This is a genomic window from Kitasatospora saccharophila (genome assembly GCF_039529925.1).
Lineage (GTDB): Bacteria > Actinomycetota > Actinomycetes > Streptomycetales > Streptomycetaceae > Kitasatospora > Kitasatospora saccharophila.
Genome location: NZ_BAAANS010000037.1, coordinates 20,192 through 43,194, shown reverse-complemented (window position 1 = coordinate 43,194; position 23,003 = coordinate 20,192). Strand labels below are relative to the sequence as shown.

Below are 23,003 nucleotides of genomic sequence, written 5' to 3'. Positions count from 1 at the left end.
CCTCCTCGTCCGTGAGAACCGCGAACAGGTCTTCGGCTGCCGATTCCAAGTCGTCCAGCGGGCCGGTGGCACCGTCGGACTGAGTGGCGATCAACAGCAGGTGCCGTTCCGGGGGACGTCGTAGTCTCATCCCCAGGCGGCCAGGGCCGTCAAGGTGCGCAGCACCGGTTCGGCCACCTCGCGTCGGCGCAGGTAGCGCTCGGCTCCGTGCGGAAAGAACACGACCGAATCCATCCGCTGCGAGACCGGTTGCACACCCCGGCCGTTCGGCCGGATCGCTTTGACGAGCCGACGCTTCGGAACCACCGGGTCGTCGCCATCGCGGAAGTCCGCCCAGTCGTCGACGGTCTCGGGCGTGGCTGGCGGGCGGGGCCGCAGCAACGGCCAGACGAAAGCGCGGGTGGTGATCGGGGAGCCGAGGGTGACAAACAGCGCTGTCCGACCGGGGTATTCGGAGAGTGCTTCGAGCGCGACCACGGTACCGAGCGAGTGCGCGACCACGACAGCGGGACGGGCAGGATCAAGGCAGGCGTGCACCCGGTCACGGATCCGCTGGTCGAGGGTCAGGCCGGTGGCGTCCGGTGCTCCCCGGTGCAGATAGCGGCCCGGCTGCGACAGCATGCCCAGCAGTTCCATTCGACTGAGCGCTCGAGAGGCGAGGTTGGCTCCCGGAACGGCCAGCAGGGCGGTCACCGCGGCACTCACCACCCGTACTACATTCAGGACGCCCTGGGCCCCTTCCCCGGAAGCGAGTTGGGTGCGGCAACGGCGGAGCAAGGGGTTGCCGCTCTGATCGGGCAGTTCGAGTACGTCGTCCAAAAGTTCGACCATCAGGACGCGGGTGATCTCGATCTCTTCCGCACTCGCCCCTCCCGGCGCACCACCCTGGGCCCCGGCAGTGGCGAACAGGTCGGCGTAGCAGGCGAAGGAGCAGCTGACGGACTTATCCAGGAATTTGGCGGCCGCAGGATGAGTGTCTGCGGCCCCCTCGGCCAAAGCACCCTTCCAGTCGGCGAGTTCCTGCTCCGGGTCGCGCGATCCGCCGATCCCGTGGACGAACACCAGTTGCGGCTTCACCTGATCGACCGTCATGCCTCTGCTCCCGATCCAGCCGGACACTCGACCCGCATTGGGGTGCAGAGGCTAGCAACCATCTGGCACAGCACGAAAATTGATGCTGCGCCAGCTACATTCATCCGGCCAGGGAGTGCCCATGGAAGACCTGGCGTGGAGCGCTTCAGCCCTCGGTCCGTACGATGGCGTCGGCCGACCGCAGCCCGCTCAAGGAGCGTCCGCCACAACCTGGCCCGAGTCGCTGGGGAACGCACGGAGACCGACCTGTGGGGCCGGGGCAGCCGACCGGCGGTGCGGTCGACGAGGTGTTCGCGAGTGTCCGGACGGCCGTACCCGAGACGCCGCTGTGCTCGGTATCGCACTCGAAGGCACAGCCGCCCCTCTGCTTGTCACAGACCGACCAGTCCCTGACCGGTCCAGTTCGCAGTGCGCGATGTACACCGGCCGGGAGGCTAGCCGACGGTGCGTCGCCGGCCACGATGACGGCCTCCGCCGCGATTCGGCACCGGTCGAAGCTCCCGGTCGCGCCGTCCGGTGGACCGAGCTGCACCGCTGGGAGGAGGAACGCCACGCGGCAGCCGGTCCGGGGGCGGTTCACGTATCCTGGCACGGCGCACACGAACTTGACGTCCCGAGTCTGGTGGATCGTCGGAAACCTTTCCAGGGAGGCCCCGTGCCCAGCGACGACCAGGCCCCGACGCTCGCCGCGTCCGTGCCGCAGCCCGACGGAACGCCCGAACGGCTGCGCCGCCAGATCGAGTTCATCATCGAGGTGGACCAGCTCAAGAACGTCTTCCGGCAGAGCCCGCTGCTGGCCGCCGACCGGCGGGAGAACGACGCCGAGCACTCCTGGCACCTCGCCCTGATGACGCTGCTGCTCGCCGAGTACGCGGACGAGCCGATCGACCGGTCCAAGGTGCTCGCCATGGTCGTCCTGCACGACCTGGTCGAGATCTACGCCGGGGACACCTTCCTCTACGACACCGCGGCCTCCGCCGACCAGGAGGAGCGCGAACGCGCGGCCGCCGACCGGCTGTTCGCGATCCTGCCGAACGACCAGCGCGACCACTTCCGGGCGCTCTGGGACGAGTTCGAGGAACGCGCCAGCGCGGAGGCCCGGTTCGCCAAGGCGATGGACCGGCTCCAGCCGCTGCTGCTCAACTACGGCAACCGCGGCGGAACTTGGCGCACCCCCGGGGTCACCGACGCCGACGTGCTGGCCCGCAAGTCCGTCATCGGCGACGCCTCCGCCGAACTGTGGAGCTACGCCCGGACCCTGATCCGCACCGGCGCCGACCACGGCTGGGTGCCCCGCGCCGAAGCGGGGCCGCGGTCGTGACCGGCTGAGCCCGACCCCGCCCGGGCGCTCAGCCGTGGGTGCGCACCAGGTGGTCGGCGAGCGCGGCGAGATAGGCGTCGCGGTCGCCGACCAGGGCGGTGCTGGTGACGGTCAGGCCGTCGCGGACCGGCCGGAACAGCGGGCCGGCGACCGGCAGGGCGAGGACCAGCAGCCGGAACGCCGGGAGCCGGACGCCCGTCCGCCCGGTCCGTTCGCGGAGGGCGTCGGCCAGCCGGGGGCGGCCGGGGGCGGGGCGGGAGCGGGCGGCCAACTCCCGCTTGCGGGCCGAGCTCCAGCGGAGCAGTTCGGTGCCGTGCTCCCGGACGAACGCACCCAGCGGGCCGTCGAGTTCCGCGAACGCCCCCGAGCCGTGCCGCGCCTCCGTCAGCGCGCCGTCCCACCAGGCCGGCCACTGCGCCGCCGGGCCGGGGCCGGTGGGGTGCGCGAGGGACGCGAGGGCGAGGGGCGGGTCGACCGGCGGCAGGCCGAGCGGATCGGTGAGGCCGAGCGCGTCGCGGACGGCGAGGGCGAGGGCCGCGTCGTGCGAGTAGTCGAGGGTGACCGTCCACGGTGCGTCCACCGTTGCCGCCATGGGTACCGCTCCTCGGTCGTCGTCCGTCCGCCACCCGCTGGCCTGCCCACCGCCGGGGCTCGTCAACCGGCCCGGCCGGGCGGTCGTACGGCGTGGCGGTTTGGGGCGTCCACGCCGGGGGGCGATGCTGGGAGGGACGGCCTGGCGGTTGCTGCCTCCGAGAGGGGATGGACGGACATGGCGACTAGGGTTCCGGGCCGGGCGGCGACCGCGACGGCGGACGGCGGCGGGCTGGTCACCGGCTGGTCCGCGGCGGCCGAGCGGCTGACCGGGTTCGGCGCCGGCCGGGTGCTCGGGCGTCCGGCGGTCGAACTGCTGGCGGGCCGGGTGCCGGTCGCCTTGCTGCGCGCGGTGGTTGGGCACCGGCCGTTCGACGGGATGGTGCGGCTGTCCCGGTCGGAGGACGATCCGGTGGCGGTCGAGCTGGCCGTGGTCCCGGTGCGGACGGCGCGCGGCGAACCGACCTGGGTGCTGTCCGCCCAACCCTTGCAGCCGCTCCAGCCGTTGCGGCCGTTGACCGCGGCGGCGGCCGCGCCGGCGCCCGCCCCCGTCGCGAAGTCAGCCTCGGAGCCCTCGGCTTCCGCGGCTTCCGCGGCTTCCGCGGCCTCCTCGGCGGAGCGGGCCCGGCAGCGACTGGCGCTGCTCGGCGAGGCCGGCCTGCGGATCGGCTCGACCCTCGAAGTGGAGCGCACCGCGCAGGAGTTGGCGGACGTGGCGGTCGAGGGCTTCGCGGACTTCGTGGGCGTCGACCTGCTCGACTCGGTGTTCGGCGGCGCCCCGCCGTCGGAGGCGGGGCTGGTGTTCTACCGGGTCGCCCAGCGCTCGGTGCTGCCGGGCAGCCCGGAGTCCGCGGTGGTGTCCGGCCGCGGGGACGTGATCGCGGCGGACTCGCCGATGGCCCGGGTACTGGCCTCGGGGCGTCCGCTGCACACCGACTACCGGGATCCGGCGATCCGCTCCTGGCTCGCCCAGGAGCCCGAACGGGAGCGGCTGGCACAGGAGTTCGGCATCCACTCGGCGCTGCTGGTGCCGCTGACCGCGCGCGGGACGACGCTCGGCGTGGCGATCTTCCTGCGGCACCGCTCGCCGGAGCCGTTCGACGAGGACGACCTGCTGCTGGCCACCGAGCTGACGGCGCGCGCCGCGCTCTCCGTCGACAACGCCCGCCAGTACACCCAACAGCGCGACACCGCACTGGCGTTGCAGCGTTCCCTGCTGCCCAGCCGGACGCCCCGGCAGGCCGCCGTGGAGGTCGCCTTCCGCTACCTCCCGGCGGGCGGCCGGGAGGGCGTCGGCGGCGACTGGTTCGACGTGATCCCGCTGTCCGGCGCCCGGGTGGCCCTGGTGGTGGGCGACGTGGTGGGCCACGGCGTGCCCGCCTCGGCCGCGATGGGCCGGCTGCGCACGGCGGTGCGCACGCTGGCCGACATCGACATGCCGCCGGACGAACTCCTCACCCACCTCGACGACTTGGTGCTGCGGGTGGATCTGGACGAGCTGCCCGAGGGCGGCACCGCCTGGGCCGGGAGCAGCGTCGGCGCGACCTGCCTGTACGCGGTGTACGACCCGGTGAACCGGTCCTGCTCACTGGCCCGGGCCGGGCATCCGGGGCCGGCCCTGGTCGGCCCGGACAACACGGTGTCCTTCCCCGAACTGCCGGCCGGTCCGCCGCTGGGCCTGGGCGGACTCCCGTTCGAGGCGGCCGAGTTGGAGGTGCCGGAGGGCAGCGTGCTGGCCCTGTACACCGACGGCCTGCTGCGCGCCTCCGAGTTGCGCGGCGATCCCGAACTCGGGCTCGGCCGACTCGGGTCGGCGCTCGCCGCCCCGGCCGGTTCGCTGGAGGACCTGTGCGACCAGGTGCTCTCCTCGACCCTCGGCCCGGACGCCCCGACCGACGACGTCGCACTGCTGCTGGCCCGCACCCGGGCCCTGCACACCCAGGACGTCGCCGACTGGCCGCTGCGCCACGACCCGTCCGAGGTGGCCCGGGCCCGCAAGCTGGCGACCTCGAAGCTGGCCGACTGGGGGATCGAAGAGGCGTCCTTCGTCACCGAGTTGGTGGTCAGCGAGCTGATCACCAACGCGGTCCGCTACGGGCGGCCGCCGATCGGCTTCCGGCTGATCCGGGACGGCGGGGTGCTGATCTGCGAGGTCTCCGACGGCAGCAGCACCGCCCCGCACCTGCGCCGCGCCCACAACGACGACGAGGGCGGGCGCGGCCTGCTGCTGGTGGCCCAACTGTGCCGCAACTGGGGGACGCGGCACACCCCGCGCGGCAAGACCATCTGGGCCGAGCAGGAGCTCTGACCCCTCAACCCAGGGCTTCCCGGAGGGCGTTGCGCAGGACGCCGTCGTGGCGCGCCAGCAGTGCGGCGGCGGTGGGCGCGTCCACCCCGGCGAGCAGCAGCAGGATCGCGTCCTTGACCCGGCCGCCGGTGGCGGCCAGTGCGGCGTCGGCGTCGGCCGGTCCGGTGTCGGTGGCGAGGGCGACGATCCGGCGGGAGCGGGCGCGCAGCTTGTCGTTGGTCGCGCGGACGTCGACCATCAGGTCTCCGTAGGTCTTGCCGAGCCGGACCATCACCAGCGTCGAGACCGTGTTGAGCACCAGCTTCTGCGCCGTCCCGGCCTTCAACCGGGTGGAGCCGGCCAGCAGTTCGGGACCGGTGACCACCTCGATCCGGTGCTCGGCGGCGGCCCCGAGCACCGAGCCGCGGTTGCCCGTCAGGGCGACGGTGAGCGCCCCGAGCGCGCGGGCGTGCTCGACGGCGGCCAGCGCGTACGGGGTGCGGCCGGAGGCGGAGACGCCGATCACGGTGTCGGCGGGGGTCGGGTCGAGCGCGTCCAGGTCGGCGACGGCGGCGGCCCGGTCGTCCTCGGCGGCCTCGACGGCGGAGGTGAGCGCGGCGGGGCCGCCCGCGATCAGTCCGACCACCTGTCCGGGCGCGGTGCCGAAGGTCGGCGGGCACTCGCCGGCGTCCAGCACCCCGAGCCGTCCGGCCGTCCCGGCCCCGGCGTACACCAACCGGCCGCCGCGGCGCATCCGTTCGACGATCGCGTCCACCGCGGCGGCGATCGCCGGGAGTTCGGCGGCCACCGCCTCCGGCACCGTCCGGTCCTCGGCGTTCATCAGCCGGGCGAGTTCCAGCGTCGGCAGCAGGTCGATCTCGGCGCCGCCGGGCCGCCGGGCCTCGGTCGCCAGGGCGGCCAAGACGTCCGGGGTGCCGGGGTCGCTCGGGGTGCCGGGGTCGCTCGGGGTCGGTCCGGCCGGCTGCGGGGTCGGTGCGTGCGGGGTCGGTGCCATGTCCGCCAGCGTAGGCGCGGCGGCGGGCGTTCAGGGCGGCGGCGCGGGCGCGGCGCAGGGCGCGGCGGCGTGCGCGGCGGGCAGCAGGCCCGGGGTCGGCTCCGGCAGCAGGTCGGGCAGGCCGAGCGCGGGGCGGCCCAGCAGGGCGGTCAGGGCGTGCCGCTGGCGGTCGGTCAGGGCGGGGAGGAAGACGGCCGCCGCGGCGCCGGTCCGTTCGCAGGCCCGGGCCACCTCGCGGGCCTTGCCGGTACTGAGCAGGGTGCGTTCGGAGTGCGGCAGGCCCATCCTGCGGGCGCCGCCCGCCGAGACGCCGCGCCGCTGCACCAGCCGGTCCACCACCCGGATCCCGCGGGCCTCCAGGGCGGCGGCGGCCGCGTCCATCACCGCCGCGAAGTCCCGTCGGCGGGCGGGGAAGTGGCCGACCAGCACCACCCGGTCCCCCTCGGCCGCGGTCCACCGGGGGCGGCCCGCGTTCCCCGCCCCGCGCCGGGGCGGGCGCCGGTCGCGCCTGCGGGACTGCTGCACGGCCCCAGGCTAGCGCGTCGCCGCGGCGGCCGGTTCCGGGCCTGTTCGCCGACAGTTGACCCGGCTTTGGTGGCTTCGTTGCCGCTCTCCTGGCTACGCTGCGCGCGTCGGCGCGGGACCGGTCCAACAGTGCCCGCGCCTCTCGGACTCGGGGGGTCCCATGGTGGCGGCGCGGCGCGTCGTGCGGGTGGTGGTGCTGTCGGTGCTCGCGCTGCTGGGCGCGGTGCTCGGTGCCCCGGGGGTGGCTGCGGCGGCACCGGGCAGCGGGTCGGTGGCGACCGTGATCGGCGGTGTTCCGGCCCGGGTGGCGGACGGGGGCGGGTTCACGGCGGTCTTCACGGTGCGGTCGACGTCGCGCTACCGGATCCTGGTGGACTCGCTGTTCCTGCGGGTCGCGTCGGCGGACGACCCGTCCGGGCCGGCGGACGGCGTCTCGGTGGAGTGGCAGGATCCTGCCACCGGCACCTGGCGGACTTCCGACACGCACGGCGGGACGGGCTGGGGGCTGACGCTCTCCCCGCCACCGGCCGTCGAGCCGCGCGGGACGCTGACCTTCCGGGCCCGGATCGGGCTGGACGCGGCGCTGCCCGGCGGCGGGTACGCGGTGGAGACCGACGGGGTCGCGGACTACCGGCTGCTCGACGCCGCGGGACGGGACGCGGGCACGCTGGACGGACGGACGCAGGCCCGGGCCGCCTTCCGGTACGACGCCGCCGCGCCCTCGCCCTCCGCACCGCCCTCGCCCTCGCCCTCCGCGTCCGCGTCCCCGTCCGCCACGGCGTCGGCGTCCGTCCCGGCGGAGGCGACCCCGGAGGCCGTGGCCCTCCCCTCCGACGCCCCGCCTCCCCCGCCGTCCGCCACGCCCTCCGAGGCTCCCTCCGCGGACGCCGAAAGCACCCCGCCGACGACGCCCGAACCGGAATCCGACTCCCCCGCCCCCGCCCTGGCCGGGGCCGCCCCCTCGGCGGGACCGCCCGGACTGGCCGTCCCCGACCTCTCCGGCAGCGGGCCGGGCCACGGGCCGGTCAGCCCGTCGCTGGTGCTCGGCCTGGTCTCGATCCTGGCCGGTTTCCTGCTGGGCGGCTCGCTGCTGGTGCGACGGGGCACCGGCTCCTGAGCCCTGTCCGGCGCGAGCCGGGTCGGCTCGGCGGCGCGGGGCCCGTTCCGGATCGCGGCGGGACCGCGGCCCGCCGATAATCCGCAGCCACGGTACGTCCGGGCCACTACCCTTTGCGCAAGTTGGCGGCGGGCCCGGGGTCCGCGCCGGAGAGGGAATTCCCGTGACCGAGGTACTTGCAGCGATGGTCCTTGCGCAGAACGCCGTGACGGGGGCCATGGCCCGCGTCCTGCCGCGCCGGCTGTCCGAGCGGGACCCGCTGGTCCGACCCTCCGAGCACGCCGACTTCCAGTCCAACGTCGCCCTGTCCCTGGCGAAGGCGACCGGGCAGCCGCCGCAGGAGCTGGCCCGGGCGCTCCAGCAGGAGCTGGCGGGCGGTGCGGTGTCCTCCACGCTCTCCGGGCCCGGCTTCCTCAACCTGTCGGTGGACGACGCGCAGCTGTGGCGGCAGGTCGGGGCCCGGCTTGCGGACGACCGGCTCGGAGTGGGCGAGCCGCTGGCCGGCACCCGGACGGTGATCGACTACTCGGGTCCGAACATCGCCAAGGAGATGCACGTCGGGCACCTGCGGACCACGGTGATCGGCGACTGCCTGGTGCGGGTGCTGTCGTTCCTGGGCGGGGACGTCGTGCGGCAGAACCACCTGGGTGACTGGGGCACGCAGTTCGGGATGCTGATCCAGTACATCGACGAGCACCCCGAGGCGCGGTGGCGGGGCGCCGACCCGGGCGAGCAGGTCTCGGTCCTGGACGGCCTGTACCGGGCGGCCCGGCAGGTCTTCGACGCCGATCCCGCGTTCGTCGAGCGGGCCCGGCTGCGGGTGGTGGCACTGCAGTCGGGCGACGGGGCGACGCTGGCGGTGTGGCGCGAGCTGGTCGCGGCGTCCACGGCGGCGTTCCAGCAGCTGTACGACCGGCTGGGCGTGCTGCTGACGCCGGAGGACTCGGCGGGCGAGTCGACGTACAACCCGGTCCTGGCGGAGGTGGTGCGGGAGCTGGCCGACGCGGGCATCGCGGTGGACAGCGACGGGGCGCTGTGCGTGTTCTTCGACGACGTCACCGGCCCGGACGGGGAGCCCGCCCCGCTGATCGTCCGCAAGAAGGACGGCGGGTACGGCTACGCCGCCACCGACCTGGCCACGCTCCGGCACCGGATCAGGGAGCTGGAGGCGGACCGCATCCTGTACGTGGTCGACGCCCGGCAGGCCCTGCACTTCCGGATGGTCTTCGCCACCGCCCGCCGGGCCGGCTGGCTCACCGACGGGGTCGAGGCGGTGCACGTCCCCTTCGGGACGGTGATGGGCCCGGGCGGCACCCCGTTCAAGACCCGCTCCGGCGGGACGGTGCGCCTGTCCGAGCTGCTGGACGCGGCGGTCGAGGGGGCCCGGGAGGCCATCGCCGACAAGCCGCACGACCTGGACGGCGAGGCCCTGGAGCGGGTCGTCCGGGCGGCCGGGATCGGCGCGGTGAAGTACGCCGACCTGGCCACGTCCCGGGCGAAGAACTACGTCTTCGACATCGCCCAGATGGTCGCGCTCCAGGGCAACACCGGCGTCTACCTGCAGTACGCGCACGCCCGGGTGCGGACCATCCTGGGCAAGGCGCCGCAGGAGGCCCTCGACACCCCGGTGGACACCTCGCTGGCGCTGCACCCGGCCGAGCGGGCGCTGGTCCTGGCGCTCGACGGCTTCGACGCGACGCTGCGCGAGGTCGCGGCGGAACTGGAGCCGCACCGGCTGTGCGGGTACCTGTTCTCGCTGGCGAAGGCGCTGACCGACTTCTACGGGGCGTGCCCCGTCCTGAAGGCCGACTCCGCGGGCGTCCGGGCGAACCGGCTGGCGCTGTGCCGGCTGACCGCCCGGACGCTGGCCCGGGGCCTGGACCTGCTCGGCCTGCAGGCCCCGGACCGGATGTAGCCGTCGGGGGCGGCGGCGGGTCCGGCGACGCGCCCGCCGCCCGCGCCACCCGGACAGCGGAGAACGCGGCCGCCGCCGAACTCGCCCTCACCCCGGCCGACTCGGCCGCCGTCGACGAGATCCTGCCGACCGGCGGCTTCGGTGCCCGCTACCGGAAGCGTGCCCTGCCGGCCTGGTCCCGAGCGGACAACACCCGTCCTTTGAACAATTCTTGACGATCCTTCAGGGTCATCCCGGATGGGCACGGACGACCCGCGCTGCCACACTCCCCGGTATGGACACACGGGGGAACGCGTCCAGCACCGCCGACGGCTCCGGGGCGGGCCGACCAACTGCCTTGGCCCGCTTCGCGGTCGGCCCGGTGCTCGGTGTGGCGTCCGGGTTCGCGGCGGTGCAGGCGGCCCTGGCGGGGCGGTACGGCTTCCACCGGGACGAGCTCTACTTCCTGGCCGCCGGACGGCACTTGGCCTGGGGGTACGTCGACCAGCCGCCGCTGACACCGCTGCTGGCGCGGCTGTCGACGGCCGCGTTCGGTGCCGGCCCGGCGGGGCTGCGGGCGGTCGCGGTGCTGCTCGGCGCGGCCACCGTCGTGCTGGTCGCCTTCGCCGCAAAGGAGTTGGGGGCGCGCCGGGCCGGCCAGGTGCTGGCGGCGGCCGGGGCGGCGGTCTCGGCGCTGGTGCTGGCGCTCGGCCACCTGCTGAGCACCGCGAGCTTCGACCTGTTCGTCTGGACGCTGCTGGGCGTGCTGGTGCTGCGCCTGCTGCGCACCGGTGACCGGCGCTGGTGGCTCGCGGTCGGCGCGGTGAGCGGGATCGCCCTGCTGAACAAGGACCTGGTGCTGCTGCTCGCCGCCGCGCTGCTGCCGTCGATCGCCTGCGCCGGGCCCGCCGCGCGCGCGGTGCTGCGCGGCCGGTGGCTGCCCGCGGGCGCGCTGCTGGCGCTGCTGGTGGCGGCGCCGAACCTGTACTGGGAGGCGGCGCACGGCTGGCCGCAGCTCACCGTCGCCTCCGGCATCAGCGGCAAGGACGGCCTGACCAACCGACTGACCTTCGTCCCGATGCAGCTGGTCTACCTCTCCCCCGTGCTGATCCCGGTCTGGCTGGCCGGGTTCCGCCGCCTGCGCGACGACGGACGGGTGCGCTGGGCGAGGCCGTTGGGGTACGCGTACCTGGCGCTGTGCGCGCTGGTGCTGGTGCTCGGCGGGAAGCCGTACTACGCGCTGCCGCCGCTGCTGCTGCTGGTGATGGCCGCCGGGTGCGGGCCGGTCGCGGAGCGGCTGTGGCGGCCCGGGCCGGAGCACCGGCGCGGCCGGGTCCGGCTGGTGGGGCTGCTGCTGGTCGCCGCGCTGGTCAACTCGCTGATCACGCTGCCCGTCCTGGCGCCCCGGCAGCTCTCGGTGCTGTCGGCGCTCTACCCGGAGTCCGCCGAGCAGGTGGGGTGGCCCGAGCTGACGGCGGCGGTCGCGGCGGGCTGGGCGGCCGTCCCCCCGGAGCAGCGCGGGCGGGCGGTGGTGTTCGCCACCGACTACGGCGAGGCCGGGGCCCTGGTGCACTACGGGGCCCGCTACGGCCTGCCCGCCTCGTACTCGGGCCACATGTCCTTCTACGACTGGGGCCCGCCCCCGGACTCGGCGACCGGCCCCGTCGTCCTGGTCCGCCCCGAGCCGTACCCGGCGGTCGAACGGGCCTTCACCGGCTGCCGCCAGGTCGCCGAGGTCGACAACGGCCACCGGCTGGCCAACGAGGAGCAGCACGCCCCGGTCCTGCTGTGCACGGGGACGGTCGCCCCGTGGTCCCGACTGTGGCCCCGGCTGCGGCACTTCTACTAGGGCCGCGTCACCGGCGGTCGGCGCCGGGCAGGGTGCGCAGTTCGCTGTCGGTGATGCCGCCGGGGCACTCGCGGGTGCGGCCCCAGCCGGCCAGGTCGGCTCCGGCGCGGTAGGCGGAGTCGAGGAACTCCAGGACGGTGTTCCAGGGGTCGGCGGCCGCGCGGGCCTCGTCGTACATCAGCAGGGCGAGGTGGCTGCCGCGGTTGGGGGACCAGCGGGCGGTGTCGGGGCGCAGCGGGCGGGCGTCCAGGCCGGGGGGTTCGGGGGCGGTGTAGGAGTAGAAGGCGGGGGCGGGGACGTTGTCGTCGCCGAACCAGAAGCCGGCGCTGATGACCTCGCGGGAGTACGCCTCGCGGGTGACGCTGTCGGCGGCGGGCTGGTCGATCTCGCGGTCGGAGAAGCGGGTGACGGCGAGGTCGAAGGTGTGCCAGAAGTGGTGGACCGGGCTGGTCTTGCCGGAGTACCCGGCGGCGTACTCCTCCAGCAGCAGGGCGACCTGGCTCAGGACGTGCCAGTAGGTGGTGACGGCGGCCGGGTCGTAGCTGCGGTGCTCGTGGTCGTCGGCGAACGGGCGGTGCGCGTCGGGCAGGTCGTAGGGGTAGGGGTGCTCGGGCAGGACGTCGATGTCGAGGTGGACGAGGGCGCGCAGGGTGTCGCGGTAGAAGTCGCCGACGGAGCGTCCGGCGAGCGGGAAGGAGTCCTCGGCGCCGTCGAGGGTGCGGACGTACAGGCGGTGGTCGGTGAAGTCGAAGTCGATGGTGAAGGCGTCGCCGCCGCGGGTCGGGCCGGTGGGGCGGGTGGTGATGCCGCGTCCGGTGAGGTGGAAGGGGACGTTCCACCAGTGGTTGCGGCGGGCGCTGCCGGCCAGCCGGATCTTGCCGATCACCTGGGCGAAGCGGTGCAGCGTCTCCTTGGTGTCCCGCCAGGACTCCAGGGGCAGGGGCGGGAACAGCTCCATGGTGCACTCCGGCGTGAGGGAGGGGTCGGGGGCCGCTGCCCATCCTCACCGCCCCCGGCCCGGCCCCGGGGGCGCGACGCGCCCGGGCGGGGGTACGGCTGCTCCGTCCGGGCGTCGGGGCCGGAGCGGGCCCGCCCGTGCGGTTCTCCGTGCGGATCCCGGCGCGGTCCGTCAGTGCGGTCCGGGGGGCAGGACGGCCGCGGCGAGGGCGGCGGCCTCGGCGGGGGTGTCGACGGTGACCGGTTCGGGGAGCGCGTCGGCCACCGGGCCGTCCGCCCGCCACGGCCGGACGGTGCAGCTCCCGTCGGGGTGCGGTTCGACGGCCACGCCGACGTTCTCGAACGGGAAGTGCGGCCGGGTGGAGAACCACAGCGTGTAGTGGCTGCTGACCGGTAGCAGCCGGCGCAGCCGGGGCTCGGCGAACGCCGCCCGCCACAGGTCCCGGACGTGGTCGGGGTTGGGCTAGCAGCCGTGGTCGAAGTGCTGCAGGCGGGTCCGCCACTCCAGTTCGGCGGCGGTGAGCGGTACCCGTTCGTGGGCCAGTGCCCAGTCCTCGACGTGCAGGAACGGTGCGGTGCGCCGGATCTCCGGCAGCCGGGCGCCCGCCAGCCAGCGCACGGCCGCCCGGAGGGCCTCGGCGAGGTCCGGTGTGCGGCCCAGGGCGAGGGTCACCCAGCCGCGGCTCAGGTACAGGTACGGGGTGGTGCCGTCCTGCTTCCGGTAGAGGACGGCCCGGTCGGGCACCGATTCGCCGGGGCGCCCGGAACCGACCGGGTGCTTGTGCTCCCCTTCGAACTCGGCTCTGAACCAAGCCAGTTCGCTGGGCACGGGCAGTGGGAGGCCCTTCTCGGCGGCGATCCGGGCCAGTTCGGCGCCGAACTCGGCGGCGGCGGCGTCCCGTTCGGCCTGGGTCTCGTAGGCGGGGGATGACATGGCGGGGAGTGTAGTTCGGGTGGGGGCGGTCCGGTCGGCCGGGCTGGACGGGGAAACGGCGGGGCCCGCGGACAGGTGGTGTCCGCGGGCCCCGCCGGAGTTCGGTGCGCCGGTCGGCGCGGCCGTCCGCCTTACCAGCGGTACCAGCGGTGGCGGCCGCCGGAGGGGTGGGTGCCGCGGGCCACGAAGCCGATCAGCCAGACCGCCAGGACGAGGATGGCGACCCACCACAGCACCTTCACCGCGAAACCGGCGCCGAACAGCAGCAGGGCGAGGAGCAGGACCAGCAACAGGGGAACCATCGTGACCTCCTGGGATTCGTTGTCGCGGCCTCTGCTGCCCCGGGAGCCGGCAGATATGCGGAGGAATTTTCCGCTGTCGCGAACCGGCCTCCCGTCAGGGTGCCGGGGCGGGCGTTCAGTTGCCGGCGGCCGCCTGCCGCCGCACCGTCTCGCGCAGCCTGCGGCGGCGTTCGGCCGCCCGGCGGCGTTCGTCCTCGTCGGCCGCGGTGATGTCGAGGAAGACCTGGTCGATGTCGGGGCAGGTGGCCCTGATCCGCTGCTTGAGCCGGACGCAGAGTTCCTCGACCCCGCTGCTGTCCAGTCCGTCGACCAGGTCGATCCGGGCGGCCAACAGGGCGGAACCGGGGCCGAGTTGCATGGTCAGCAACCGGGTCACGGTGTCGACCTCGGGCCGTTCGGTGAGCACGTCCAGCGCTTTCTGCTGGACGGCCGGGTCGACGGCCTGACCGACCAGGCGGTCCTTGGCGTCGCGGCCGAGCCGGTAGGCGACGTACATCAGCAGTGCCGCGATGGCCAGGGCCGCGGCGGCCTCCCACTGGGGCCGACCGGTCCACTGGTGCAGCCCGGCGCCCACCAGGGCCAGCAGGACGCCGAGCACCGCGGCCGCGTCCTCCGCGAACACCGTCCGCACCGTGGGGTCGTCGCCCCGTCGCAGTTGGGCCGCCAGGCCGCGTCCGGCCTGCCGGGCCTGTCGGCGCACCTGGAGCACGGCCCTGGTCAGCGAGGCGCCCTCGGCGACCAGCGACACCAGCAGCACCAGGTAGACGACGAGGTAACCGCCGGTCTCCTCGCCCTCCGGGTTCAGCAGGGTGTGCAGGCCCTGGTAGCAGGAGAAGCAGCCGCCGGTGACGAAGATGCCGACGGCGGCCAGCATCGACCAGAAGAACCGTTCCTTGCCGTAGCCGAAGGGGTGGCGGGCGTCCGGGCGGCGGCGGCTGCGGCTCAGCGAGGCCAGCAGGAACACCTCGTTGAGGCTGTCGGCGACGGAGTGCGCCGCCTCGGACAGCAGTGCGGGTGAGGCGGCGACCAGGCCGCCCGCGATCTTCGCCAGGGCGATCACCAGGTTGGCCACCAGGGCGATCAGCACCGTCCCCCTGGTCTCGCCGTCGTCCCCCGGGCCGTCCGTCCGCACCGTCCGCGCGCCGCGCGTTTCGTCCTTCGTCATGTCGGGCCGCGCGTCGCGCGTTTCGTCCTTCGTCATGCCCGGCCGTGTGCCCCCGGCCCGGTGGCGCAACCGCCCGGTCGTTCGGGCGTGCTTTCCCTTCCGCGCGGGGGGAGTTGAACGGCCCGGGGCGGGCACCCGGCGGGCATGACGTACACAGACGCACGGCGGACGGGCGGGTCGTGGCCGGCGCAGCCACGGGTGTGGGCGGTGGCGGTGGTGGCCGGGACGGCCTGGAGTGCCGCCATGTACCTGACGAGCAGCAGGTCGTGGCCGGTCGCGGTCTGCTCCGGGGTGCTCTGCACCCTGCTGCTCCTGCCGATCGTCCACTGGGGGCAGCGCCGCCGGGCCCGGAGGCTGGGCCTGCGGGACGCCTCCGACCTGGTGGAGCTGAGCCGCGCCGTCAAGGAGGAGCGGATCCCCGAGGACCCGGCGCGGTTGGCGGCGCTGCGCACGGTGATCCGGGCCGACCGGGAGCAGCGGCGGCGCGGGTGGCTGGTGTGGGTGGTGATCTGCGTGTCCGAGCTGTGGCTGGCGGCTTCCTCCTGGGTGCGGCACGGCCCGCTGGTGGGGACGGTCGTGCTGGTGCTCCTGCTGGGCTGGCTCCCGACGATGCTCGTCCTGGACCGCCGGCAGCGGGACCGGCTGCGCCGGCTGGAGTCCCGGCTCGCCGGGTGAACGGGCGGGCACCGGGCCGGGCGGTCCGGTGCCCGGGAGGGCTCAGTCGCGTCCGGTGCCGGTGCCGGCCGGCAGGACGTAGCGCTGCGGGGCCATCAGGGTGTCGCGCCAGGAGAGCGCGTCGACCACGGCGGTGTGCGCCTCGGTCGGGGTGAGGGTGCAGCCTTCGCGCACCACGGCCGTCAACTCCTCGTTCTGCCACGTCACTTCGACGTCCTTGACGTCCAGGACGGTGCGCAGCCGGTCGGCCAGGGCGTCCAGGTCGACCCAGTTGGTGCCGACCTGCTGCCAGCGGCCCTTCTCTCGGCGGCCGACGGGCAGGTTGCTGAGGGCGGCGAGTTCGCCGTCGGGGCCGAGGGTGACGTTGCGCTGTCCGGCGAGGTCGATCAGGCGGAGCAGGGCGCGGGCGAAGTGCTCGGTCTCCTCGCGGTCGAGGACGTCGGGGTGGGCGTGCAGGCTGATCTCCAGGCAGCCGCTGGTCCGCCAGATGTTGATCATCAGCCGGGTGGGGAGCGGTTCGGTGGGGTACCAGCTCAGGTCGGGGTCGGCGGCGGGGTCGGGACGCAGCGCGGCGATCTCCTCGGGGACGGTGCCGCTGACGTCGTTGAGCACGACGTCCCGCACGAAGCGGGCGCCGCGGCCGAGCGAGGAGTCGTCGAGGATCTTCCAGAGTCGCTCGGTCTCGAAGGTGGCGTGCCAGTAGCCGGAGAGCGCCTGGGCCTGGGTGCGGGCGATCAGGGTGTCGAGGTCGGGGCAGTCGGTGTCCAGGACGAGCAGCGCGTCCTGGGCGAGGGTGCCGATGTGCTCGGCGAGGACGGAGCGGTGCCGGTTGGCGGACAGCGCGGCCATCACCACGGTGGAGCGGGCCGCGCGGTGGGCCGCGAGGGCGGCGTAACAGGCGGTCAGGACGGCGGACTTGGAGCTGGCGGTGCGCCGGACGGCCCGGTCCAGGGCGGCGGCGCCGGCCGGGGTGCGGATGCCGAGGGTGTGCAGCAGGTTCTCGGCGGAGCGGACCCGGTCGTCGGCGAAGACGGCGGAGGGCTCCTCCGCCAGGATGCGTTCCCAGTGGCGCAGGGCGGCGCGGCCGCGGCGCCGTCCGCTGCTGGAGCGCTCCTGTTCGGCGACCTCGATCGGGGTGGGCCCGGCGGGCGGCGGCAGTTCGTCGCCGGAGGTCAGCGCCATCCACTCCTTGAACAGCAGTCCCGTTGCCACGCCGTCGAGTTGGGCGTGGCTGACGACCACGGCGAGCAGCACCGGGCGGCCGTCGCGGGTCAGCAGGCCGAGCCGGAGCGGGAATTCGGCGGTGAGGTCGAACGGGTGGCAGCGCTCGTCCCAGCAGAACGCCTCGGCCCGGGCGGCGGGGTCCTCGTCCGGGTCGAGGGCGATCACCTGGACGGTGAACTCCCCGTCCACGTTCTGCCGTTGGGTCTCGGGGAGCCGGTCGCCGCCGGCGCCGGGGAAGACCGTGCGCAGGGCGGCGTGCCGTTCGGCGAGGGTGCGCAGGGCGTCGAGGCAGCGGGTCTCGTCGGCGCCGTCGGGGATGATCCAGGTCGCCTGCTTGTTCAGCGAGGAGGGTTCGTTCTTCTCCCGCGAGGGCTGCTCGTTGCGCAGGCAGCGGAGCACGTTGTCCTGGCCGAGGGTGACCGGCCCTTCGGCTCCGGGCGCCTCGGCCAGGAATCGCAGCGTGACGGCTCGGGTGTTCGACACGTCGTCAGTCTCCGTTCGGGGCGGTGCCGTTGTGCAGGGCGTTGCCGATCTGCTCGGGCCAGTCGGCGGGGCGGGTGCCGTGGGCGTGCAGCAGGGCGAGCGCGATCCGGTCGAGGCCGAAGGCGGTGCAGGCGGTGTGGCCGGTCGCGCCGTCGGCGGTGAACTCGAAGACCTCGCCGAAGTGGTCCTTGTGGATGTTGGCGGAGGCGATCGCCTGGACCAGTCCGTCGGCCACCGGGACGCGCAGTTCGAACTTCAACTCCTGGGCGCGCTGGGCGGCTTGGTAGAGCTTGCGGCCGCCGCCGAAGAACGGGTCGTCGGCGAGTTCGACCGCGGCCTTGAGGCCGAGGCCGTCCAGCCAGTCGGCGACCTTCCGCAGCCAGTGCTCGCGCCAGTCCTGGCAGTGCTCGGGGGTGCCCGCGGTGACGAGTTCGGCCATCCGGAAGCTGCGCAGCCGCCCGGGTTCGGCGGTGGCCTCCTGCCGGAAGCACTGCGCCTCGACGCTGTAGCGGACGGGCTCGGCCAGCTCCCGTCCGGCCAGGCCCGCGTACACGGGGTAGCAGGCGGCGGGGAGCAGCACCAGGTCGGAGATCTCCTGCCGGGCGTGCCAGGGGCCGTCCTCGGCGATCAGCGGGGAGAGCCGGCGCCACTCGGCGGGGCTGCCGCCGTAGCTGTGCACGGTGCCGAGCAGCTGCGGGAAGGAGGCGGCGAATCCGGCGCGTTCGATGGTGGCGCGGGAGATCACCGGCGGGACGACCAGCCGTTCGAAGGGTTCGTCGGCGGCCAGCCGGGCGATCGACCCGCGCAGCGCGTCGAGCAGCTTCTCGTAGGCGGCGGGCTGGAGTTGGACGCCGGGCGCGGCGGTGGGCAGCGGGGTGGCGTCCTCGGGGTGGCGGGTGTTCATGGCTCGGTTGCCTCAGTCAGGGTCGGGGTCGGCGGTCGGCGGCGGGTCGCACCGCGTCCGGTTCCGGGCGCGGGCGCGGGTCCGGGTAGGGGCGCAGCCGCGGCCGGAACGGGTGGGTGCCGGTGCGGGCGACGGCGGCCCGGTAGCCGGGGGGTGCGGGCAGGTCGTGGACGGTGCACGGGCCGAGCGGGCCGTGCATCCGGTGCGGGCCGGGCGGTTCGGACGGGTCGCCGGGCGGGCCGGCGTGGGTGCGCAGCCCGTCGGCGAGGCGTCCGCCGTGGGCCTTGGTGTACGCCTCCTTGCGGGTCCAGCGGAGGGTGAACTCCTCGGCGTCGCAAACGGATTCGGCTTCCGGGTAGTAGCGGGCGGCGAGCCGGGCGGCGGCCCGGTCGGTGGGGACGGGTTCCAGGTCGACGCCGATCGCGCCGTTCCGTTCCCCGTCCTCGCCGCCGTCCCGGTGCCGCACGGCGAACAGCGCCCAGGGCCCGGCGGTGCTCAGGTTGACGCTCAACTCGGCCTGGAGGCCCTCGGGTTCGGGGCGTCCGTGCGGTCCGCGGCGCCAGCGGATCCGTTCCGGAGGGAGGCCGGCGGCTTCGGCGGTGAGCAGCCGGGCGACGGCGTGCGCGGTGACGAAGCGGTGGCGCTGGGGTCCTTCGGGGTGGCGGGCGGCGCGGGCGCGTTCCTCCGGGTCGAGCAGGGCGGGGCTCCGGGGCAGCAGGATGTCGGTGCGGATCAGCCAGACGTCGGTCACCGGGCGGGCTCCGCGGCGGCCCAGTGGGCGAGGTCGATCCGGCCGGTCTCCGGTTCGCGGTCGGCGAGCGCGAGCGGCCGGTCGGCGTACCGGGGGTCGGCGAGGGCGGCGGCGAGCGCGGCCCAGCCACCGGTGTACGGGTTGCCGGGGCGGGCGGTGCGGCCGTCGGGCGGGCGGGCGCCGGCCACTCCGGCCAGCCCCGGGCCGAGCAGCAGCAGCGCGTCCGCGGGCAGCTCGGCGCACAACTCCTTGAGCACGTGAGCGACTTGGTCGTCGGTCGTACCGGATCTGCTGTCGGTGCCGAGCAGCGGCCGGCCGCCGCCGTCGGCCTCCCAGAGCAGGGCGGCGGCGGAGTGCCGGTCGGGGAGCCGGGCCGGGCGGTGCGGGCGGTGGTGCAGGTCGGCCTGTTCGACGGCGATCAGCAGGGCGCGCCGGGCGCCCGCGGTGCGGGCGTAGGCGTCGGCGATCAGCAGGGCGCTGAACGCGGCGCCGGCGCCCTCGTCGCAGATCGCGAAGGACAGCGGTTCGCCCGGGCAGCTCTCGGCGAGGCGCAGCGCGACGGCCTGCCCGGGGCGGACGTCGGGCACGGCGTACACCAGGATCAGCAGGTCGACCGGGCGGGCCGGGTCGGTCAGGGCGCGGATGGCGTGTTCGGCCAGCGCGTCGTAGGAGTGGCCGCGGGCCCCGGCCAGCGCGTCCTCGTCGAGTTCGACCCCGTACGGGCGGGCCAGGTCGGCGGTGAAGGTGCGCAGGTCGGGGTCGGCGGCGAGCGGGGAGTGGCCGGGCAGGTCGAGGGCGTGGGCGGCGGTCAGGCGCAGCGGGGAGGCGGTGCGCGGCAGGGTGGTGGCGGGGAGCGGTCCGCGGACGCGCACGGTCGTCAGTCCTCGGCGATCACGTGTCCGGCGACGAAGCCGGCGAGGGTGCCGATCGAGCGCAGGTCCTCCGGGTCGATGCCCTCGACGTCGATCTGCACGTCGAGGTGGTCCTCCAGTTCGAGGATGAGTTCCAGGGTGGCGGCGGAGGTCAGCCCGACCTCGTCGAACAGGCAGGCGTTCTCGCCGACTTGGGGCAGCTCGCGCTTGAGCACCCGGGGCAGCAGCAGCATGATCCCGTCGAGGGCGCGGCCGCGCAGTTCGGGGTCGACCACGGCGGTGCCGGCGGCGCCGGCGTGATCGGCGTGATCGGGGTGATCGGCGGTGTTCTCGGGCAGGGCGGAGTCGGTCATGGCGATCCCCTGGTCTGGCCCGCGCCCCGGCGGCGGCCGGGGCGGGGCGGGTGGGCTGGAAGGCGGCGCGGCGCGGCCCGGCACCGTAGGGCCCGGTGCGGGGGCGCGGCGCGGCGCGGTTCGGTGCGACGGGGTGCGGCTGGGTGCGGCGCGGTCGGGCGCGGCGCCGTGCGGCGCGACGCGCCGGGTCGCGGTGCCGGAGCACCGGGCGCCGGTGGGCGTCAGTGCTGGAGCACCATGGCCGCGAAGGTCGCGCCGATCCCGGACGCGGCGACCAGGTAGCGGTCGCCGCGGCGGAGCAGGCCGCGGGTGGTGGCGGTGTGGTGGTTGAGCAGGATGTCGGCGGCGAAGCTGTGCCCCACCGCCGGGACGTTGTCCAGCACCACGCGTTCGGGCGGGTACCCGGTTTGGCGGCAGATCCGTTGCCAGGAGATCCGGTTGACGTTGTGCGGGAGCAGCAGCCGGATGGAGTCCCAGCTCTCGCCGGCCTCCTCCAGTGCGGCCTCCATCACGGCCACCATCAGCTCCGGGTAGCTGCGCTGGTAGCGCTGCATCAGCTCCGGGTCCTCGGCGAGTCGCCCGTCGAACTCGCCGCGCTGGTCGACCGCGTAGGACAGCACGCGGTCGCGTTCGCCTCCGGCCCGCACCAGGCAGGCCGCCGCCCCTTCGCCGAAGAGGGCGGTGTCCGGGACGATGCGGGCGTCCCGGGTGAAGGTCTTCTCGCCCGCCAGGATCAACGCCATCGCCTCGGGGTCGGGGTCTGCCGCCAGCAGCCGACCGGCCACGTCCAGCGCCAGCAGGGAGCCGGCGCAGGCGTGGTGGGTGATGGTGAAGGCACGGGCGTGCGTCAGCCCCAGACGGCCGAGCGCGTCGTGCAGCGGGTTGTGCGGGTAGGGCGCCGCGATCGGCAGGCTGCGCGCGTGCAGCACGTACTTCACCCGGGGTTCGTTTCCGCGCAGCGGGGCCAGGGCCTTCGCTGCGGCGATGAGCAGATCGGTCAGGTCTCCGTCGGGGTCCACCCTGACCCGTTCCAGTCCGTGGAAGCGGCGGAACAGCTTGATCTGACGGTCCGTCAGGCCCAGGCGTTCACCGACCAGTTCGATCGGTTCGGCGAGGGGTGGCAGGTGGACGGCGACTGCTTCCAGAGCGGTCACGCGGGCTAGTATTCCGTCGCCTCACCGGCCCGCACAAGAGATCGCCGACGCTTCCTTCGCGATATCCCCTTGTGGTCTGTACCACTCCTCCCTCGTCTGCCCACGATCCGTACGGGCCCGCGGCCGGTGCCGCCCCGATTCCCCGCGTCCGACCCCGCTCCAGGAGGACACCCGTGCCCGCACCCGTATCCGCGACCGCACCCGCACCCGCCCCCGTCGATGCTCCCCCGCTGCGCCTGCTGATCGTGGTGCCGCCGCTGGCCGGGCACCTGCTGCCGGCCCGGGCACTGGCCGCGGCCTGGGCCGCGCGCGGGCACGAGGTGGCCTGGGTGGGGCCGGAGGCGGCGCTGCGGCCGCTGCTCGGGCCGGACGCGGTGGTGCACCCGACCGGCGCCCGGCTGTTCCGCGAGCAGGCGGTGGGCGGGGCGGCGGCCGTGCGTTCGCTCTGGGAGGGCTTCGTGGTGCCGCACACCCGGTTCACCCTGGGCGCGGTGCGGCGGGCGGTCGGGCAGTGGCGGCCGGACCTGGTGCTGGTCGACCAGCACGCCCCGGCCGGCGCGCTGGCCGCGCACGGCGCGGGCGTGCGGTGGGCGAGCTTCGCCCCGTCCTCGCTGGAGACCGGCGATCCGCTGGGCGGCGACGGCGAGTTGACGGCCTGGCGGGACGGGGTGCTGCGCGGCCTGTGGGAGCGGGCCGGGCTGCCCGCCGCCGAGTACGCCGACCCGCGGTTCTCCGCCGGCCTGGTGGTCGCCCCGAGCTGCGCCGAACTGCTCGGCCTGGAGCGGGAGTCCGTCCCGGCCGAGTACGCGCTGGTCGGGCCGCTGCTGGAGCGGCGGCTGTTCGACGGGCCGCTGCTCGACGGGCGGCCGGTCGACGGGCGGGCCGGGGAGCCGTTCCCCTGGGCGGAGTTGGCCCCGGGCCGGCGCCGGGTGCTGGTCACCATGGGCACGCTGTCCGCCGAGGTGGCGGGCGACTTCCTCGGCCGGGCGGCCGCCGCGCTGGCCGGACTCCCGGACGTGCAGGCGGTGGTGGCGGCCCCCGGGGAGGTGGAGCTGCCGCCGGGGGCGATCGGGTGCGCACGCGTCCCGGTGCTGGAACTGCTTGAGCGCGGGGCGGTGGACGCCGTACTGTGCCACGGCGGGATGAACACCGTCGGCGAGTCCCTCGTCCACGGGCGGCCGTTGGTGGTCGCCCCGATCCGCCACGACCAGCCGGTGACCGCCGGACGACTGGCCGCGCTGGGCGCGGCCGTCCGGGTCGACTTCGCCACCGTCGCGCCCGAGCAGCTGCGCGCGGCGCTGCGCGCCGTCCTCGACGACCCCGGGTACCGCGCCGCCGCCGAACTGGTGGGACGTCAACTCCGGGACGGCGGCGGTGCGGTGGCGGCCGCCGAACGGCTGGAGCGGTTCGCGCGCGCACCGCGCTGAGCCCGTCCCGCCGTCTGGTCCAGACCATTGTCGGGGAGCCGGGTCGGGCCCTAGGGTCTGCTCCGGCGCCCGTCCGCCGCCTCTCCCCCTCCCCCGCCCCTCCCGTTTTCC

Annotated in this window: 22 protein-coding genes; 7 read left to right on the top strand and 15 right to left on the bottom strand. The window is 75.1% G+C overall.

Annotated features, from left to right (window positions below; genetic code table 11):
* Nucleotides 1-126 precede the first annotated feature (126 nt).
* Entirely contained in the window at nucleotides 127-1,092 is a 966-nt protein-coding gene (locus ABD345_RS25190; protein ID WP_344554886.1) for an alpha/beta hydrolase, read from the bottom strand.
* A gap of 655 nt (nucleotides 1,093-1,747) precedes the next feature.
* Between ABD345_RS25190 and ABD345_RS25185 the strand changes: the two genes are divergently transcribed.
* Nucleotides 1,748-2,413: an HD domain-containing protein gene (locus ABD345_RS25185; protein ID WP_344554885.1), complete on the top strand. Its 666-nt coding sequence runs from the start codon at nucleotides 1,748-1,750 to the stop codon at nucleotides 2,411-2,413.
* A gap of 28 nt (nucleotides 2,414-2,441) precedes the next feature.
* Here the strand turns inward: ABD345_RS25185 and ABD345_RS25180 are convergent, their stop codons facing one another.
* The gene (locus ABD345_RS25180; RefSeq protein WP_344554884.1) at nucleotides 2,442-3,005 is read right to left on the bottom strand and encodes a hypothetical protein; all 564 of its coding nucleotides are present in this window, start codon (nucleotides 3,003-3,005) and stop codon (nucleotides 2,442-2,444) included.
* Between the two features lie 177 nt (nucleotides 3,006-3,182).
* Between ABD345_RS25180 and ABD345_RS25175 the strand changes: the two genes are divergently transcribed.
* Nucleotides 3,183-5,312: a SpoIIE family protein phosphatase gene (locus ABD345_RS25175; protein WP_344554883.1), complete on the top strand. Its 2,130-nt coding sequence runs from the start codon at nucleotides 3,183-3,185 to the stop codon at nucleotides 5,310-5,312.
* A 4-nt stretch (nucleotides 5,313-5,316) separates the two neighbouring features.
* On the opposite strand, the gene murQ is transcribed toward ABD345_RS25175, so the two are convergent.
* Both murQ and ABD345_RS25165 read right to left on the bottom strand, forming a co-directional pair.
* Nucleotides 5,317-6,306 (bottom strand): N-acetylmuramic acid 6-phosphate etherase, encoded by a 990-nt coding sequence (gene murQ / locus ABD345_RS25170; RefSeq protein ID WP_344554882.1) that lies wholly within the window; start codon nucleotides 6,304-6,306, stop codon nucleotides 5,317-5,319.
* Between the two features lie 30 nt (nucleotides 6,307-6,336).
* The gene (locus tag ABD345_RS25165; protein ID WP_344554881.1) at nucleotides 6,337-6,831 is read right to left on the bottom strand and encodes a hypothetical protein; all 495 of its coding nucleotides are present in this window, start codon (nucleotides 6,829-6,831) and stop codon (nucleotides 6,337-6,339) included.
* 160 nt (nucleotides 6,832-6,991) lie between these two features.
* On the opposite strand from ABD345_RS25165, the gene ABD345_RS25160 reads away from it, so the two are divergent.
* From ABD345_RS25160 to ABD345_RS25150, 3 genes are all read left to right on the top strand, one after another.
* The gene (locus tag ABD345_RS25160) at nucleotides 6,992-7,948 is read left to right on the top strand and encodes a hypothetical protein (protein ID WP_344554880.1); all 957 of its coding nucleotides are present in this window, start codon (nucleotides 6,992-6,994) and stop codon (nucleotides 7,946-7,948) included.
* A gap of 163 nt (nucleotides 7,949-8,111) precedes the next feature.
* Nucleotides 8,112-9,863: an arginine--tRNA ligase gene (argS, locus tag ABD345_RS25155; protein WP_344554879.1), complete on the top strand. Its 1,752-nt coding sequence runs from the start codon at nucleotides 8,112-8,114 to the stop codon at nucleotides 9,861-9,863.
* Between the two features lie 274 nt (nucleotides 9,864-10,137).
* Nucleotides 10,138-11,691 (top strand): ArnT family glycosyltransferase, encoded by a 1,554-nt coding sequence (locus tag ABD345_RS25150; protein ID WP_344554878.1) that lies wholly within the window; start codon nucleotides 10,138-10,140, stop codon nucleotides 11,689-11,691.
* Between the two features lie 7 nt (nucleotides 11,692-11,698).
* On the opposite strand, the gene ABD345_RS25145 is transcribed toward ABD345_RS25150, so the two are convergent.
* The 5 genes from ABD345_RS25145 to ABD345_RS25125 all read right to left on the bottom strand — a co-directional run bounded on the left by ABD345_RS25145 (nucleotide 11,699) and on the right by ABD345_RS25125 (nucleotide 15,085).
* Complete coding sequence (locus tag ABD345_RS25145) at nucleotides 11,699-12,649, bottom strand: DUF5996 family protein (protein WP_344554877.1); 951 nt, start codon at nucleotides 12,647-12,649, stop codon at nucleotides 11,699-11,701.
* A gap of 171 nt (nucleotides 12,650-12,820) precedes the next feature.
* A complete protein-coding gene (locus ABD345_RS25140) occupies nucleotides 12,821-13,087 on the bottom strand; it encodes a DUF6193 family natural product biosynthesis protein (protein WP_344554928.1) in 267 nt (88 codons plus the stop codon).
* Between the two features lie 24 nt (nucleotides 13,088-13,111).
* On the bottom strand, nucleotides 13,112-13,582 hold the full coding sequence (locus ABD345_RS25135; protein ID WP_344554876.1) for a hypothetical protein: 471 nt from the start codon (nucleotides 13,580-13,582) through the stop codon (nucleotides 13,112-13,114).
* Nucleotides 13,583-13,713: 131 nt separating this feature from the next.
* On the bottom strand, nucleotides 13,714-13,884 hold the full coding sequence (locus ABD345_RS25130) for a hydrophobic protein (RefSeq protein ID WP_344554875.1): 171 nt from the start codon (nucleotides 13,882-13,884) through the stop codon (nucleotides 13,714-13,716).
* Between the two features lie 115 nt (nucleotides 13,885-13,999).
* Nucleotides 14,000-15,085, bottom strand: a complete 1,086-nt coding sequence (locus ABD345_RS25125; protein WP_380275566.1) for a cation diffusion facilitator family transporter — start codon at nucleotides 15,083-15,085, stop codon at nucleotides 14,000-14,002.
* Between the two features lie 207 nt (nucleotides 15,086-15,292).
* Between ABD345_RS25125 and ABD345_RS25120 the strand changes: the two genes are divergently transcribed.
* Nucleotides 15,293-15,724, top strand: coding sequence for a hypothetical protein (locus ABD345_RS25120; protein WP_344554874.1), 432 nt, complete (start codon nucleotides 15,293-15,295; stop codon nucleotides 15,722-15,724).
* A 42-nt stretch (nucleotides 15,725-15,766) separates the two neighbouring features.
* Here ABD345_RS25120 and ABD345_RS25115 read toward each other — a convergent pair whose 3' ends face one another.
* From ABD345_RS25115 to ABD345_RS25090, 6 genes are all read right to left on the bottom strand, one after another.
* Complete coding sequence (locus ABD345_RS25115) at nucleotides 15,767-17,431, bottom strand: condensation domain-containing protein (RefSeq protein WP_344554873.1); 1,665 nt, start codon at nucleotides 17,429-17,431, stop codon at nucleotides 15,767-15,769.
* 4 nt (nucleotides 17,432-17,435) lie between these two features.
* A complete protein-coding gene (locus tag ABD345_RS25110; protein ID WP_344554872.1) occupies nucleotides 17,436-18,335 on the bottom strand; it encodes a class-II aminoacyl-tRNA synthetase family protein in 900 nt (299 codons plus the stop codon).
* 16 nt (nucleotides 18,336-18,351) lie between these two features.
* Complete coding sequence (locus ABD345_RS25105; protein WP_344554871.1) at nucleotides 18,352-19,086, bottom strand: 4'-phosphopantetheinyl transferase family protein; 735 nt, start codon at nucleotides 19,084-19,086, stop codon at nucleotides 18,352-18,354.
* The gene (locus tag ABD345_RS25100; protein WP_344554870.1) at nucleotides 19,083-19,958 is read right to left on the bottom strand and encodes a hypothetical protein; all 876 of its coding nucleotides are present in this window, start codon (nucleotides 19,956-19,958) and stop codon (nucleotides 19,083-19,085) included. Before ABD345_RS25100 ends, ABD345_RS25105 begins: the two co-directional genes overlap by 4 nt.
* Before the next feature lie 5 nt (nucleotides 19,959-19,963).
* Entirely contained in the window at nucleotides 19,964-20,311 is a 348-nt protein-coding gene (locus tag ABD345_RS25095; RefSeq protein WP_344554869.1) for an acyl carrier protein, read from the bottom strand.
* 221 nt (nucleotides 20,312-20,532) lie between these two features.
* Nucleotides 20,533-21,465, bottom strand: coding sequence for a 3-oxoacyl-[acyl-carrier-protein] synthase III C-terminal domain-containing protein (locus ABD345_RS25090; RefSeq protein WP_344554868.1), 933 nt, complete (start codon nucleotides 21,463-21,465; stop codon nucleotides 20,533-20,535).
* Between the two features lie 173 nt (nucleotides 21,466-21,638).
* On the opposite strand from ABD345_RS25090, the gene ABD345_RS25085 reads away from it, so the two are divergent.
* Nucleotides 21,639-22,892, top strand: coding sequence for a glycosyltransferase (locus ABD345_RS25085; protein ID WP_344554867.1), 1,254 nt, complete (start codon nucleotides 21,639-21,641; stop codon nucleotides 22,890-22,892).
* Nucleotides 22,893-23,003 lie beyond the last annotated feature (111 nt).

Bases quoted from the DNA above. Each gene is read 5' to 3' on its own strand.
- ABD345_RS25190 (WP_344554886.1), bottom strand. From the start codon at position 1,092: ATGACGGTCGATCAGGTGAAGCCGCAACTGGTGTTCGTCCACGGGATC.
- ABD345_RS25180 (WP_344554884.1), bottom strand. From the start codon at position 3,005: ATGGCGGCAACGGTGGACGCACCGTGGACGGTCACCCTCGACTACTCG.
- ABD345_RS25175 (WP_344554883.1), top strand. From the start codon at position 3,183: ATGGCGACTAGGGTTCCGGGCCGGGCGGCGACCGCGACGGCGGACGGC.
- murQ (WP_344554882.1), bottom strand. From the start codon at position 6,306: ATGGCACCGACCCCGCACGCACCGACCCCGCAGCCGGCCGGACCGACC.
- ABD345_RS25160 (WP_344554880.1), top strand. From the start codon at position 6,992: ATGGTGGCGGCGCGGCGCGTCGTGCGGGTGGTGGTGCTGTCGGTGCTC.
- ABD345_RS25150 (WP_344554878.1), top strand. From the start codon at position 10,138: ATGGACACACGGGGGAACGCGTCCAGCACCGCCGACGGCTCCGGGGCG.
- ABD345_RS25145 (WP_344554877.1), bottom strand. From the start codon at position 12,649: ATGGAGCTGTTCCCGCCCCTGCCCCTGGAGTCCTGGCGGGACACCAAG.
- ABD345_RS25135 (WP_344554876.1), bottom strand. From the start codon at position 13,582: ATGTCATCCCCCGCCTACGAGACCCAGGCCGAACGGGACGCCGCCGCC.
- ABD345_RS25130 (WP_344554875.1), bottom strand. From the start codon at position 13,884: ATGGTTCCCCTGTTGCTGGTCCTGCTCCTCGCCCTGCTGCTGTTCGGC.
- ABD345_RS25125 (WP_380275566.1), bottom strand. From the start codon at position 15,085: ATGACGAAGGACGAAACGCGCGACGCGCGGCCCGACATGACGAAGGAC.
- ABD345_RS25120 (WP_344554874.1), top strand. From the start codon at position 15,293: ATGTACCTGACGAGCAGCAGGTCGTGGCCGGTCGCGGTCTGCTCCGGG.
- ABD345_RS25110 (WP_344554872.1), bottom strand. From the start codon at position 18,335: ATGAACACCCGCCACCCCGAGGACGCCACCCCGCTGCCCACCGCCGCG.
- ABD345_RS25095 (WP_344554869.1), bottom strand. From the start codon at position 20,311: ATGACCGACTCCGCCCTGCCCGAGAACACCGCCGATCACCCCGATCAC.